We start from the raw sequence: 12,654 nt of genomic DNA on the forward strand, positions 1-12,654 counted from the left end.
TCATACCTGTAAAACGGAGCTGACAAGGAGCTGGCTATAGGCGTGTTGCGGATCGTCGAGCACCTGATCGGTCAGACCCGCCTCGACCACATGACCGGACTTCATCACCATCAGACGGTCCGCCAACAGGCGCACCACAGCCAAGTCATGGGTGACGATGATTGCAGACAGGCCCATGTCCCGCACCAAACCACGTAGCAAATCCAGCAGTCGTGCCTGCACCGAGACATCCAGCCCACCTGTCGGTTCGTCCATGAACACAAGCCTCGGGCCGGTGACGAGGTTGCGGGCAATCTGCAAGCGCTGCTGCATGCCGCCCGAAAACGTCGTGGGCCGGTCATCCAGACGGGAGGCATCAATCTCGACCCGGCCAAGCCAGTCTGTGGCTTTATCACGGATATCGCCGTAATGTCGCTCGCCCACGGCCATCAATCGCTCGCCAACGTTGCCACCCGCACTGACACCCATGCGCAACCCGTCGCGGGCGTGCTGGTGGACAAAGGCCCAATCGGTACGACCAAGCATCCGGCGCTCTGGTTCAGACATGGTGAGCGTGTCTCGGAAACCGTCCGTGCGGCTATCAAATATAACCTGTCCCGCATCGGGTGCCAGGTGTCCCGCCATGCAATTGAGCAGTGTGGATTTGCCTGACCCGCTTTCGCCCACAATCCCCATCACCTCACCGGGATAGAGGTCGAAAGACACATCGGCGCAGCCAATATGGGTGCCGTATCTCTTGGTAATACCCTCAACAGACAGCAAAGGTGTCATGCTGCGTCCTTTCCGCCATTGTCTTTCCCAATGTGGCCTGCCGCCTGCCGCGCTTCGCAATAGTCTGTGTCAGAGCAGACAAACATCCGCCCGCCCGTGTCATCGATGATCAACTCATCGAGGTAGCTGTCGGTCGCGGCGCACATGCCGCAGCCATGATCGGCTTTGGACGCCTCGAAGGGGTGATCCTCGAAGTCGAGGCTTGTCACTTGCGTATAGGGCGGCAGCGCATAAATCCGCTGCTCCCGACCCGCGCCAAAGAGCTGGATCGCCGCCATATCGCCCAGCTTGGGGTTGTCGAATTTGGGGATCGGGGAAGGGTCCATGACATAGCGCCCCTCAACCTTCACCGGATAGGCGTAAGAGGTCGCGATATGCCCGTGACGGCTGATGTCTTCGTACAATTTCACATGCATCAACCCGTACTCCTCAAGGCTGTGCATCTTGCGTGTCTCGCTTTCGCGGGGTTCCAGAAAACGCAGCGGTTCTGGGATCGGTACCTGATAGACAAGGATCTGTCCGTCGTTAAGCGGCTCTTCGGGTATCCTGTGGCGTGTCTGGATGACTGTCGCCTCCTGTGTTGCAGTCGTCGTCTGCACCCCGGCGGTGCGTTCGAAAAAGGTGCGGATCGACACCGCATTCGTGGTGTCATCGGCGCCTTGGTCGATGACCTTGAAGGTGTCATCCGGCGTCAGGACTGCTGCCGAGACTTGCACGCCGCCCGTGCCCCAACCATAGGGCATCGGCATTTCGCGGCTGGCAAAGGGTACCTGATAGCCGGGGATGGCCAGCCCCTTGAGGATCGCGCGGCGGATCATCCGTTTGGTTTGTTCGTCAAGGTAGGCGAAGTTGTATTCAATCATTCTGCAGCCTCCTGCACCTGGCCTGTGCCCGCTGCGTTTCGGAGCTTGCGCACCAGCTCCAGTTCGGACTGAAAATCGACGTAATGCGGCAGCTTGATGTGTTCGAGAAAACCCGTCGCCTGAATATTATCCGCATGATACAGGACAAATTCCGCGTCCTGTGCTGGCGCGCCAAGGTTGTCCTCTCCCAGCTCTTCCCACCGCAGGGCCCTGTCGACCAACGCCATAGAGATTGCCTTGCGTTCGGCCTGTCCAAAGACCAGCCCATAGCCACGGGTGAACTGCGGCGGTTCGGTTTTGGACCCTTTGAACTGGTTCACCGTTTCACATTCCGTCAATGTGACTTCACCAATTTCAACAGCAAAGCCCAGCTCGGGGATGTCCATCTCGACAGGGACTTTGCCAATGCGCAATTCACCTACAAACGCATGATTGCGCGCATAGCCGCGTTGGGTGGAGTAGGCGAGACCGAGCGTGAAACCCTCGTCAGCCCGCGTCAAAGCCTGCAAGCGCAACGCGCGGTCTGCGGGCATCTCAAGCGGCTCACGGGTCAGATCGGGGGGCGGGGTATCGTCCTGCGGGGCCTCTTCGATCAGACCTTCGCGGTTCAGAAACCCGGTCACATGGGGCACATCTCCCGTTTGGGCCTCGCGCGATGGTGCTTCTGGCACGTCACCCTCTGCTGCCAGTTTGAAATCGAGCAGCCGGTGTGTGTAGTCGAATGTCGGCCCAAGGATCTGCCCGCCCGGCAAATCCTTGAAGGTGGCAGAGATGCGTCTGTCACAAGCCATGGCACCGGTATCCACCGGCGCGGATGCGCCAAAACGCGGCAGCGTGGTCCGGTAGGCCCGGATCAGAAAGATCGCTTCGATCAGATCACCCCGCGCCTGTTTGATCGCAAGGGCTGCCAGATCCGGATCGTAGAGGGATCCTTCTGCCATCACGCGGTTCACCGCGAGGCTAAGCTGTTCGCGGATCTGCGCCACATCAAGTTCGGCAATCGTGACGTCGCCGCGGCGTTCCTCGGCGAGCCATGCGTGGGCGTTCTCGATCGCCCTCTCTCCGCCTTTGACTGCGACATACATCAGGCGCTTCCTTCTTCTCGCGACAGCGGTTTGCTGTCGGCACACAGAACTTCGGTAGAGCGGGGCAGTGCGGCGACACGGCTGCCGCTGGTAAATATGAAGTCCAACCCCAGCGGAAATAGCGCGCTGTTTTTCACGAAAGCGTCGTGTTCCGGCAAGGACAGCATCGCGCTTTCCTTAATCCCCGGCCCCTTGAGTGTGGCACTAGGCGCGTCCAGCGTGGGGCACTCCACAATTAGCGTCGCCGACCGATCCGGATATTCTGCAGTGCCGATCGGATAGGTCTCGAGCGGCGTCAATGCGTCCCAGGTGCCCAAAGCAAATGTGCAGTGCGATGGACCGGTCATTGGTGCGCCGGTGTGAAAGGCAAGCCAGGCGCGCACCGCGTCCGTGTCGGCGTCGCCTGCCAGATAGACTGGTGTTTCCGTGTCACAGAGCGTCAGCAGAACGGCGCCGGCGGCGGGTGACAGTGGTGCGGGCGGCGCGGCTCCGCTGATGTCCTGCAGCGTGCCGGGACGCGCCATGGCCTCCATCACGCTGCGAAAGGCATGGGCAGAGTGGAGCGATGGATCGGCAAAACCACCAGACAGCGTTTCGGCCTGCATCAGTCTTCTCCTCTTGTCATGGTAAAGAAATCGACCTTGGTTGCCGCGGCTTTGGCGGCGCGCGCTGCTTTTCGTTCGGCCATCTCTGATATCAGCGGATCAAGCACGGCCTCTTGCAACGTGTCCGCCAGCTTTGTCTGCATCAGCGCATCAACCACAGCAGCGGCTTCTGCATCCGCTTTGCGGCGCCCTTGGATATAGGCATGGCCGACCTCGCCTGTGTCCAGTGTCAGTGCACAGCGGGTGACCGTCAATTCACCCAGATTGAAAGGCGCGCCGGTCGCTCCTGCGCGCCCCCGTACCATGGTGCTTCCGATCTCGGGCACTCGCAGCCATGTGAATGTCGGAGGCGCGCCGACCGAAGCCAGCAGGCTGGCAACACGCCCTTCCGGGGCCAGTGCCATCAGGCTCATCCAAGCCTTGCGCGGGTTTTCTGTGTCCAAAGTGTCTTTCATGTCGACAACTTTTCCATATACTATACAACTATACATATCTTATCATGTCTGTGGCATTCCGACAGAGGAGTTTTGTGAAGTTTGCGTGACAGTCCCAGCAAGACACCGATCTGGCAGGCCATCGCCGATGCCTTGCGCAGTGAATTGACCGAAGGGCGCTATGCTGCGGGCGACAAACTCCCGACCGAAGCAGCTTTGGCGGACCGCTTCGGGGTCAATCGCCACACGGTGCGCCATGGTGTTTCCGCTCTTGTCGAAGAAGGATTGATCCGCACCCGCCGTGGTGCAGGAGCCTTTGTCGTCGCGACCCCGACAGATTACCCGATCGGACATCGTGTCCGGTTTCACGAGAACCTGATCGCCGCCGGGCGCAGGCCCGAAAAGCGCGTGCTGGCTTTGGACGAACGTGCGGCAACCACGGGCGAGGCCAAGGCATTACACATCGCGAAGGGCGATACCGTCTGTGCGTACCACGGCCTTTCATTGGCTGACGGTCAACCGATTGCAGTGTTCGAAAGCCTCTTTCCACTGGCAAGCCTGCCCGGGATCACAGCGGCGCTGAAGCAGACCAGCAGTGTCACGGATGCGCTTGATCTGGTGGGCGTCACGGACTTTACCCGCGCCTCGACCCGCTTGACCGCAGTGCGGGCCACTGCCACCCATGCGCTTCATCTGCGTGTGGGTGAGGCGGATCCGCTGTTGCGTTCGACCAGTGTCAATGTGGATGCCAACCGCCAACCTGTTGAATATGGCCGCACATGGTTTGCCGGAGATCGCGTGACGCTGACGCTGGATGTCTGACGCGCACTGTTACAAAACCTTCATTATGCAAAAGCTCTTAATTCATATATTTGTGAATTATGAATACAGTGATTCCCAACCGCCTCTCGACACTCGGCCATCCGCAACGGTTGGCCCTCTTTCGTCTGTTGATGCGCCGCTACCCTGATCGGGTGCCCGCGACAGAGCTGGCACAGGCGCTGGGCCTGAAGCCAAACACACTTTCAACCTATGTGAATGCGCTGATGCAGGCTGAATTGATCACCCAGCAGCGTGTTGGCACCTCATTGCGCTACGCCATCAACATAGACGTCACCCGCGAGACCTTCGGCTACCTGCTGCAAGATTGCTGCCGGGGCCGTCCTGATATTTGCATACCCAATTCCGCGCCAGAAGGAGACAGCCAAATGGCCGACCGCAAGTACAATGTCCTGTTCATCTGCACCGGTAATTCCGCCCGTTCGATCTTTGCTGAAAGTATCTTGCGCGATCTTGCCGGGGAGCGTTTTGCTGCCTACTCCGCAGGCACCAAGCCACGGTCCGAGCTGAACCCATTCGCCGTCGAGGTGTTGCGCCAGAAAGGGCATGACGTGTCTGTTCTTCGGTCCAAGAATGTGGCGGAGTTTCAGGCACCGGATGGGCCGAAGTTCGATTTTGTGTTTACCGTTTGCGATCAGGCCGCAAATGAAGAGTGCCCCTCATGGCAGGGCCAGCCCATCAGCGCGCATTGGGGGCTGCCCGACCCGGTCAAAGCCGAAGGGTCGGACGCAGAAAAGAGCCTTGCCTTTCAGCGCACCTATGGCGCGTTGCGTAATCGCATGATCGGGTTTTCCGCCCTGCCGCTCGCTTCGCTTGACCGGATGTCACTGCAAAAGGCAGTGGATGAGATCGGTCAGGACCATGATGAAGGAACTCTTGCATGACCACCTATGCCCTTAACGGCCTTGGCCGCATCGGAAAGCTTGCATTGAAACCCCTGTTGGCGCGTGGGGCCAAGATTGCCTGGATCAACGACGCCGTCGGCGACCCCGAAATGCATGCACATCTGTTCGAGTTTGATACGGTGCACGGGCGTTGGGATGCCGAGTTTGCCCATGATCCGGATAGCGTGACCATTGATGGGGTGCGACTGCCCTTCATCGGCACGCGGGACATTGCCGATTTGCCGCTGGATGGCGTGGATGTGCTGATCGACTGCACCGGTGCGTTCAAGACAGAGGCGAAAATCGCGCCCTTCTTTGACGCGGGCGTAAAGAAAGTCGTCGTGTCGGCCCCTGTGAAGGACGGGGATGCCGCCAATATCGTCATGGGGGTGAACCATGACGTCTACGATGCCGAACGTCACAAGATCATTACCGCCGCGAGTTGCACGACAAATTGCCTTGCTCCCGTTGTGAAGGTTATCCATGAGAGCCTGAAGATTAAACACGGCTCGATCACGACGATCCACGATGTCACCAACACACAAACCATTGTGGACCGCCCGGCCAAAGACCTGCGCCGTGCGCGTTCTGCGCTGAACTCGCTGATCCCGACCACGACGGGCAGCGCTACAGCAATTTCATTGATCTATCCAGAATTGAAAGGCCGGTTGAACGGCCACGCCGTGCGCGTGCCTTTGCTAAATGCCTCGCTGACGGATTGCGTGTTCGAAGTAGAACGGGAAACCACCGCCCAAGAGGTCAACGCGCTTTTCAAAGCGGCGTTGGAAGGGGAGTTGAAGGGCATCCTTGGATATGAAGAGCGGCCGCTCGTCTCCACTGATTACACCAATGATGAGCGTTCAAGCATTGTAGATGCCCTGTCGACGATGGTCATCAACGGCACACAGGTCAAGATTTACGCATGGTATGACAACGAGATGGGCTATGCCCACCGTCTTGTCGATGTGGCTTTTCTGGTTGGCGAAAGCCTGTGACCGACACCTCCTCTCGGGCTGAAGGCCTCTCTGCCTACATTGCGGTGACTGCGGCCTATTGGGCGTTCATGCTGACCGATGGCGCTTTGCGGATGCTGGTGCTGTTGCACTTCCATACGCTCGGGTTCTCTCCAGTGCAGTTGGCCTATCTCTTTGTGCTTTACGAGATCGCAGGGGTCGTCACCAATCTTTCCGCCGGATGGATCGCGGCACGTTTCGGTCTGACCTCTACGCTTTATGCCGGTCTGGGCCTTCAGGTGCTGGCCTTGCTTGCACTCGCACAGCTCGATCCGGATTGGGCCGTTGGGGCCTCCGTTGTCTTTGTGATGGTGGTGCAGGGCGCGAGCGGGGTCGCGAAGGACCTCGCCAAGATGTCCTCGAAATCAGCGGTGAAGCTGCTTGCCCCGGCCGAGGATGGCGGCCTCTTTCGCTGGGTGGCCCTGCTGACCGGGTCCAAGAACATGGTGAAAGGGGCGGGATTTTTGCTGGGTGCCGCGCTCCTCGCGACCCTTGGATTTGTCTGGGCTGTGCTGGGCATGGCGGCGATCCTTGCCGCTATTCTTCTAACTGTGCTTGTCGCCATGCCGCCCGGCTTGCCTAAAGGGCGCAAAGGGACAAAGTTCTCGGAAGTCTTCTCCAAATCGCCAAATGTGAACTGGCTGAGCGCGGCGCGCGTTTTCCTGTTCGGCGCGCGGGACGTATGGTTTGTCGTCGGCATTCCGATCTATTTCTATGCGGTCCTGTCCGATGGCACGACGGCAGGCAACCGGACAGCCTTTTTCCTGATCGGTACGTTCATGGCAGTCTGGGTCATTCTTTACGGTCTGGTACAGGCGAACGCTCCCCGGATCCTGCGCGCTAAAATCAGACCTTCGGCAGAGCTTGTTAATGCGGCACGTGGATGGGCATGGTCCCTCGCTATGGTGCCTTTGCTTTTGACATCTGCGGCGATGCTGAGTGACGGGCCGACGATCTGGCTGACTGGGATCGTGGTGGCCGGATTGCTTGTCTTTGGTGCCATATTTGCGGTGAACTCCTCCCTCCACTCCTATCTGATCCTGTCGTTTACCAAAGCGGAGCGCGTGACGATGGATGTGGGGTTCTACTATATGGCAAACGCAGCGGGTCGGCTCGCCGGTACTTTGCTTTCCGGGCTGACCTATCAGGCGGGTGGGCTGCCTGCGATGCTTGGAACGGCAACGGTGATGGTTGGCCTATCGGCAATTATGGTGACGTTCCTTCGGGCGGAGGACGGCTAACCGCTAGCCGCCGTAGCGTTCCAGAAACGCCTCGGCTTCAAGCGATCTGAAGTCGTCCATCGCCATGCGCAGCGCTTCGTGCGGCCAATTCCACCACGCCAGCGCGATAAGTCTGTCGGCAATCTCGCGGGGTTGGCGTGGACGCAACGATCGGGCAGGGGTGCCCGCAACGATTGTGTAGGGATCGACGTCTTTTGTCACCACGGCACCGGCGGCCACGACGGCACCGTGGCCTAGCGTCACCTCTGGCTTGACCATCGCACCCGCACCGATCCATGTATCATGACCGATGTGGGCCACGCGGGATGTGCGCTGCGCAAAGAAAGCGTCGTCGGGTGATGCATCATCCCAATAGTCATGTGAGCGGTAGAGGAAATGGTGACAGGCCGCAGTGTGCAGCGGATGATCCGTGGCCCCGATCCGCGAAAAGGCCGCGATGTTGGAGAACTTGCCGATCCGCGCATTGGCGATGTCGGCGTAGCGGTCGCAATAGCTGTAGTCGCCCAGACTGCTGTGCGCGATGCGGCTGCCTTTGCCGATCTCGACATAGGCACCGAATGTGCTGTCGGTGATCTCGCAGTCGGCATGTAGGAACGGTGTATCCGCAGACAGGCGTGCCATCACTGGCTACGCCCGATCAGCCTGCCGCGCAGCCAGCCGGAGAACCAGTCCATGAACATGACCATCAGGATAATCAAGACGATGTAATAGGCGACTTCTTCCCAGTCTTTCTGGGTCTGGATCGCTTGGGTCAGCATCAGACCAATACCGCCGCCCGTGATCGCACCGATGATGGTGGCCGAGCGCGTGTTGGATTCGAGGAAATAGAGTATCTGTGCCAGCAACACCGGAACCACCTGGGGTATGACGCCAAAGCGGTAGCGTTGCAGCGGCTTCGCACCGGTAGAAGAAACGCCTTCAATCTGCTTTTGATCGGCATTTTCCAAAGCTTCCGAGAAAATCTTGCCGAAAGTGCCGGTATCGGTGATCAGGATTGCGAGCGCACCCGTCAAAGGGCCGGGACCAAAAGCCCGCGCCAAGACGACCGTCCAGATCAGCGCGTCTACGCCTCTTACAAAGTCGAACAAACGACGGGTGGAGGCGCGGATCTGCATCAGCGGTGAAAACCGCTTGGCCGCAAGGAAGGCGAGCGGCAGGGCGATGATCGCGGCTCCCATCGTCCCCAGAAACGCCATCAGGATCGTTTCGCCGATGGCCCAGGCCACATCCCTGTGACGCCACATCGGGTTGTTCCACCAATCCGATAACGCGCCGGCAACGTTGGATCGCGTCGGGTCGATTTGCTTACCAAACAGGATGCTACCCAAACCCTCGCCGTGATAGGGACTGTCGAGCGTGAACCAGAACAATTCCCACCCGGGGAAGTAGTTAAACACTTCGGTGCGTGCGCCCGTCAGCGTAATGCGTCCCTCAGGCGTTGTGATGCCGATGCGGCGGCTGGAGGCGGAAATCCAGTCTGGCAGATCTTCGGGCAGATTGCTGGTCAGGCTGCGGCCTTCGGCCTGCACTTCGATAAGCGGGAAGCCCGGAATATCAATCTCTGTGCGGTTCTGGGGCAGATACCGCACGATGTGGTCACCGCCCAGATCAATGGTGGTGACCTCGTCTCCGCTCACCCAATCGGGGCGCTGGCCCTCGGGATACCGTCCTTTGCGTTCGCCCTCTACCGCATAGGAAACCTCACCCGATCTGTTGTCGCGGGTGACATGCACCTTGTGGGACCAACTGTCAGACGCCAGCTTGACCGCGTTGTCCATACTGGCGCGCTGGGCGAGGCCGGGCAGGTCAAACGCGAAAAAGATGTAGGCGAGGTAGAGCGCGATGACCGCCGGAATACCAAAGGCGACCAGTCGCTTGCGCTGAAACAGTTTCTCGGCTGCGAATTTGGTCTGGTTTAGGTCAATTGCGGTCATTGGGCTTGCCCTTCGGTCAAACGATTGCGGTAGCGGCTTGAGACTTGATCAAAAAAGACGATCGTGCCGAACAGAAGAATGAAGATTGCCGCGGCCTCGTCAAAACGACCGGGCCCCCATGCCATTGCATTGCGCAGTTCGTAGCCAAGACCCCCTGCGCCGACAAAGCCGAGGATCGCAGAGGCGCGGATGTTGATCTCGAACCGGAGCAACGTGTAACTGACATAGTTCGGCGCAACCTGTGGCAGGATGCCGATGAGCATGCGCTTGAACCACGTCGCCCCGGTTGATTCCAAACCCTCAAGCGGTTTGAGGTCGGCATTCTCGGAAACTTCTGAAAACATCTTTCCAAGCGAGCCAGCGGTGTGGATTGCAATGGCAATCATCGCAGGCACCGGGCCGCCCCCCAACACAAAGATCAAAACGAGGGCGACCACAATTTCAGGCACGGCCCGCATGATGTCGGACAGACGGCGGAAAAGCAGGATCAAGCGCGGCCATTTGGCCAGTCCACGGGTGCCAAGCAGGGACAGAAAAAGCCCGCCGATCGCCCCGATCAACGTGGACACGGCCGCGATGTTCACGGTCTCAACCAAAGCCGGAAAGTATTTCACGACCAGGCCGGGCAGATCTGCACGTTGTTCCCAAGCCTCGGAAAGAACATCCGTGGGATAGTCGCCAACCTGATGCAGCCCGTTCCAGAACCCGCCTGCATTACGATCATCCGCGATGGTAAAGCCGGACACCATCAAGACGATAAAAATCAGAAGCGTCAGCCCGCCATAAAGACGGCGGCGCTGGACTTGCGCCAGATAGCTGGACTGGATGCTGTCCACGCCGAGTGACGCGCCGCTGAGTGATACATCTGCCATGAAGGCCCCCCGCACAAAGAAAGACCGGCAGCCAACAATGGCTACCGGACATGTCATGAAGAATTGCTTAGCCGCCGATTTTGGCTTTGCGTGCTTCGACGATGGAAGTGTAGGTGTCATGCGTGACGGGCTGGAAGCCGCGTGTTTCACCCGATGCTACACCATAGGCACAGTCTGGATCCGCTTCAAAAAGACCGTCGACCAGTGCTGTCATCTTTTCACGCACGTCTGAAGGCAGGGCCTTGCGCAGGACAACAGGGCCTTCGGGGATCACTTTGGATTTCCAGATTTGGACCATGTCGTTCATGTCAACGAGGCCTGCATCAACCGCCTTGCGCAGGGCGCCGGAGTTATAGCCGTCTTCCCAGTTGCCCTGGCCGTCGGCCCACGTCACGCCAGCGTCGATGTCGCCGTTGTTAACCGCAACGATTGTCTGCTCGTGACCGCCGACAAACTTGACCTCGCCAAAGTACTCTCCGGATTCCATCGTCACGCCGTCTTTGTACTGCGGGATCTCGATAGATGGGATCAGGTAGCCGGAGGTGGAGTTCGGATCACCAAAGCCGAAAATTTTGCCTTCCATGTCATCCAGCGTTGTCACGCCACTGTCCTTGCGCGCAAACCCGATGGAGTGGTAGCCGACGGACCCGTCAACGTTCACTTTGATCAGCACAGGCTCGACCGCTTCGGGGTCTTGTAGGAAGGTCGCGGCATAGGCGGATGCGCCCAGCCATGCCATGTCGATATTGCCGCCCAGCAGGCCCTGGATCACGCCGTTATAGTCAGCAGGGGCGAACATTTTCGTTTCGACGCCCAGTTCCTCTGACGTGTAATCGGCCAGACACTGATAGGAATTCATCCGGTCCTGGGCGTTCTCACCACCGAGGATACCGATGCGGAATTCGGTGATCTCCTGGGCGAAAGCACCTGAGCTGAGGGCGGTTGTGGCGGCAAGCGCCAGTGCGAGGGTCTTGTTCATCGTGATCTCCATTGGGTTTGATGAATGGTTAGGTGTGATGAGAATGTCCTGCGCGGCTGCGCAGAGCTCACTGGCTCAGACGTAGGCTTCGGCTTTGCGCACTTCTGGTCTGTCCAGGGTTTCGATTTCGGTTGATGTGGCCGCCTCTGAAAAGTCGGCACCAGCGCCGTAGATGTCGCGCGCAACGCCTGTGGTCAGCTGCGCGGGCGTGCCGTCAAATACGATCCGCCCGTCGCGCATCCCGATGACCCGGTCGCAGTAGCGGCGCGCGGTATCGAGTGTATGCAGGTTTGCAATGACCATGCGGCCGTCTTCTTCGTGAATGCTGCGCAGGGATTGCATCACGACCTGCGCGTTCATCGGATCAAGCGAGGCGATCGGTTCATCCGCAAGAATGATCTTGGGATCCTGCATCAGCGCGCGGGCAATTGCGACGCGCTGCTGCTGGCCACCTGACAGTGCCTCCGCCCGTTTGGGGGCCTGCTCTGCAATGCCCAAGCGATCGAGAATTTCGATGGCTTTGTGAATGTCCGCCTGCGGGTAGAGGTTGAACATCGTCGCAAAAGTGGAGCGCTTGTTCAGTGTCCCGTGCAGCACGTTCGACACCACATCCATACGCGGCACTAGGTTGAACTGTTGAAAGATCATCGCGCAACGGGATTGCCAATCCCGTTTGGCCGCTCCTTTGAGCGTTGTGATGGACTCGCCCTGAAACGTGATGGTGCCGGTCGTCGCATCACTCAGCCGGTTCAGCATCCGCAGCAGTGTGGATTTGCCTGCACCGGATCGTCCGATGATCCCGATCATTGTAGGTTCACTCACAAAGATATTGGCCGCATCCACGGCCGTCTTGTCTCCGAAGCGCTTTGTCAGCATATCGATTTTCAGCATATCGCCCCCATGTTCAGGGGAGCGGATAAGCGTGCTGCGCGACAGTTGCGTGACAGTTTTGATGCAGTTAATTTACAGATATACGAAGAAATTATGACAGACGTCTGTCTGCCCGATCAGCAATTTGTTGTGCCTCTGCACCTGTAAAACGATTTATCCACAGGGCGTCATAAACTTGTTACTTTCCTGGTTTTTCGCGACTACCGTTGTTTTATGGCCAAATTCTTCGCCCTCGCGATCTC

At 58.7% G+C, this 12,654-nt stretch carries 14 protein-coding genes; 4 read left to right on the forward strand and 10 right to left on the reverse strand.

The features are described from left to right. The 5 genes from phnK to phnG are packed head-to-tail and all read right to left on the reverse strand — an operon-like array spanning window position 1 to window position 3,779. Window positions 1-771 (reverse strand): phosphonate C-P lyase system protein PhnK, encoded by a 771-nt coding sequence (gene phnK, locus Z945_RS0110390; protein ID WP_025052041.1) that lies wholly within the window; start codon window positions 769-771, stop codon window positions 1-3. After that, entirely contained in the window at window positions 768-1,634 is an 867-nt protein-coding gene (locus Z945_RS0110395; RefSeq protein WP_025052042.1) for an alpha-D-ribose 1-methylphosphonate 5-phosphate C-P-lyase PhnJ, read from the reverse strand. Before Z945_RS0110395 ends, phnK begins: the two co-directional genes overlap by 4 nt. Continuing rightward, window positions 1,631-2,719 (reverse strand): carbon-phosphorus lyase complex subunit, encoded by a 1,089-nt coding sequence (locus Z945_RS0110400; protein WP_025052043.1) that lies wholly within the window; start codon window positions 2,717-2,719, stop codon window positions 1,631-1,633. The genes Z945_RS0110395 and Z945_RS0110400 overlap by 4 nt, the downstream gene beginning before the upstream one ends. After that, window positions 2,719-3,324 (reverse strand): phosphonate C-P lyase system protein PhnH, encoded by a 606-nt coding sequence (gene phnH, locus Z945_RS0110405; RefSeq protein ID WP_025052044.1) that lies wholly within the window; start codon window positions 3,322-3,324, stop codon window positions 2,719-2,721. Before phnH ends, Z945_RS0110400 begins: the two co-directional genes overlap by 1 nt. Continuing rightward, on the reverse strand, window positions 3,324-3,779 hold the full coding sequence (phnG, locus tag Z945_RS0110410) for a phosphonate C-P lyase system protein PhnG (RefSeq protein WP_025052045.1): 456 nt from the start codon (window positions 3,777-3,779) through the stop codon (window positions 3,324-3,326). The genes phnH and phnG overlap by 1 nt, the downstream gene beginning before the upstream one ends. 81 nt (window positions 3,780-3,860) lie before the next feature. Between phnG and phnF the strand changes: the two genes are divergently transcribed. The 4 genes from phnF to arsJ are packed head-to-tail and all read left to right on the forward strand — an operon-like array spanning window position 3,861 to window position 7,736. After that, window positions 3,861-4,580 carry a phosphonate metabolism transcriptional regulator PhnF gene (gene phnF / locus Z945_RS0110415; protein WP_025052046.1) on the forward strand — a complete coding sequence of 240 codons (720 nt, stop codon included), beginning with the start codon at window positions 3,861-3,863 and terminating at the stop codon, window positions 4,578-4,580. Between the two features lie 59 nt (window positions 4,581-4,639). Further along, window positions 4,640-5,482, forward strand: a complete 843-nt coding sequence (locus Z945_RS0110420) for an arsenate reductase/protein-tyrosine-phosphatase family protein (RefSeq protein ID WP_025052047.1) — start codon at window positions 4,640-4,642, stop codon at window positions 5,480-5,482. Further along, window positions 5,479-6,477 carry an ArsJ-associated glyceraldehyde-3-phosphate dehydrogenase gene (locus Z945_RS0110425; protein WP_025052048.1) on the forward strand — a complete coding sequence of 333 codons (999 nt, stop codon included), beginning with the start codon at window positions 5,479-5,481 and terminating at the stop codon, window positions 6,475-6,477. Before Z945_RS0110420 ends, Z945_RS0110425 begins: the two co-directional genes overlap by 4 nt. Beyond that, a complete protein-coding gene (arsJ, locus tag Z945_RS0110430; RefSeq protein ID WP_025052049.1) occupies window positions 6,474-7,736 on the forward strand; it encodes an organoarsenical effux MFS transporter ArsJ in 1,263 nt (420 codons plus the stop codon). Before Z945_RS0110425 ends, arsJ begins: the two co-directional genes overlap by 4 nt. Before the next feature lie 3 nt (window positions 7,737-7,739). Here arsJ and Z945_RS0110435 read toward each other — a convergent pair whose 3' ends face one another. The 5 genes from Z945_RS0110435 to phnC all read right to left on the reverse strand — a co-directional run bounded on the left by Z945_RS0110435 (window position 7,740) and on the right by phnC (window position 12,412). Beyond that, the gene (locus tag Z945_RS0110435) at window positions 7,740-8,357 is read right to left on the reverse strand and encodes an LbetaH domain-containing protein (RefSeq protein WP_025052050.1); all 618 of its coding nucleotides are present in this window, start codon (window positions 8,355-8,357) and stop codon (window positions 7,740-7,742) included. After that, the gene (gene phnE / locus Z945_RS0110440) at window positions 8,357-9,670 is read right to left on the reverse strand and encodes a phosphonate ABC transporter, permease protein PhnE (RefSeq protein WP_025052051.1); all 1,314 of its coding nucleotides are present in this window, start codon (window positions 9,668-9,670) and stop codon (window positions 8,357-8,359) included. Before phnE (Z945_RS0110440) ends, Z945_RS0110435 begins: the two co-directional genes overlap by 1 nt. After that, on the reverse strand, window positions 9,667-10,542 hold the full coding sequence (gene phnE, locus Z945_RS0110445) for a phosphonate ABC transporter, permease protein PhnE (protein ID WP_025052052.1): 876 nt from the start codon (window positions 10,540-10,542) through the stop codon (window positions 9,667-9,669). Before phnE (Z945_RS0110445) ends, phnE (Z945_RS0110440) begins: the two co-directional genes overlap by 4 nt. 67 nt (window positions 10,543-10,609) lie before the next feature. Then, complete coding sequence (gene phnD, locus Z945_RS0110450; RefSeq protein WP_025052053.1) at window positions 10,610-11,521, reverse strand: phosphonate ABC transporter substrate-binding protein; 912 nt, start codon at window positions 11,519-11,521, stop codon at window positions 10,610-10,612. 75 nt (window positions 11,522-11,596) lie between these two features. Further along, a complete protein-coding gene (gene phnC / locus Z945_RS0110455) occupies window positions 11,597-12,412 on the reverse strand; it encodes a phosphonate ABC transporter ATP-binding protein (RefSeq protein WP_025052054.1) in 816 nt (271 codons plus the stop codon). Window positions 12,413-12,654: the final 242 nt, after the last annotated feature.

This window comes from Sulfitobacter noctilucae (assembly GCF_000622365.1).
GTDB classification, from domain to species: domain Bacteria; phylum Pseudomonadota; class Alphaproteobacteria; order Rhodobacterales; family Rhodobacteraceae; genus Sulfitobacter; species Sulfitobacter noctilucae.

Bases quoted from the DNA above. Each gene is read 5' to 3' on its own strand.
- phnK (WP_025052041.1), bottom strand. From the start codon at position 771: ATGACACCTTTGCTGTCTGTTGAGGGTATTACCAAGAGATACGGCACC.
- Z945_RS0110395 (WP_025052042.1), bottom strand. From the start codon at position 1,634: ATGATTGAATACAACTTCGCCTACCTTGACGAACAAACCAAACGGATG.
- Z945_RS0110400 (WP_025052043.1), bottom strand. From the start codon at position 2,719: ATGTATGTCGCAGTCAAAGGCGGAGAGAGGGCGATCGAGAACGCCCAC.
- phnH (WP_025052044.1), bottom strand. From the start codon at position 3,324: ATGCAGGCCGAAACGCTGTCTGGTGGTTTTGCCGATCCATCGCTCCAC.
- phnG (WP_025052045.1), bottom strand. From the start codon at position 3,779: ATGAAAGACACTTTGGACACAGAAAACCCGCGCAAGGCTTGGATGAGC.
- Z945_RS0110420 (WP_025052047.1), top strand. From the start codon at position 4,640: ATGAATACAGTGATTCCCAACCGCCTCTCGACACTCGGCCATCCGCAA.
- Z945_RS0110425 (WP_025052048.1), top strand. From the start codon at position 5,479: ATGACCACCTATGCCCTTAACGGCCTTGGCCGCATCGGAAAGCTTGCA.
- Z945_RS0110435 (WP_025052050.1), bottom strand. From the start codon at position 8,357: ATGGCACGCCTGTCTGCGGATACACCGTTCCTACATGCCGACTGCGAG.
- phnE (WP_025052051.1), bottom strand. From the start codon at position 9,670: ATGACCGCAATTGACCTAAACCAGACCAAATTCGCAGCCGAGAAACTG.
- phnE (WP_025052052.1), bottom strand. From the start codon at position 10,542: ATGGCAGATGTATCACTCAGCGGCGCGTCACTCGGCGTGGACAGCATC.
- phnD (WP_025052053.1), bottom strand. From the start codon at position 11,521: ATGAACAAGACCCTCGCACTGGCGCTTGCCGCCACAACCGCCCTCAGC.
- phnC (WP_025052054.1), bottom strand. From the start codon at position 12,412: ATGCTGAAAATCGATATGCTGACAAAGCGCTTCGGAGACAAGACGGCC.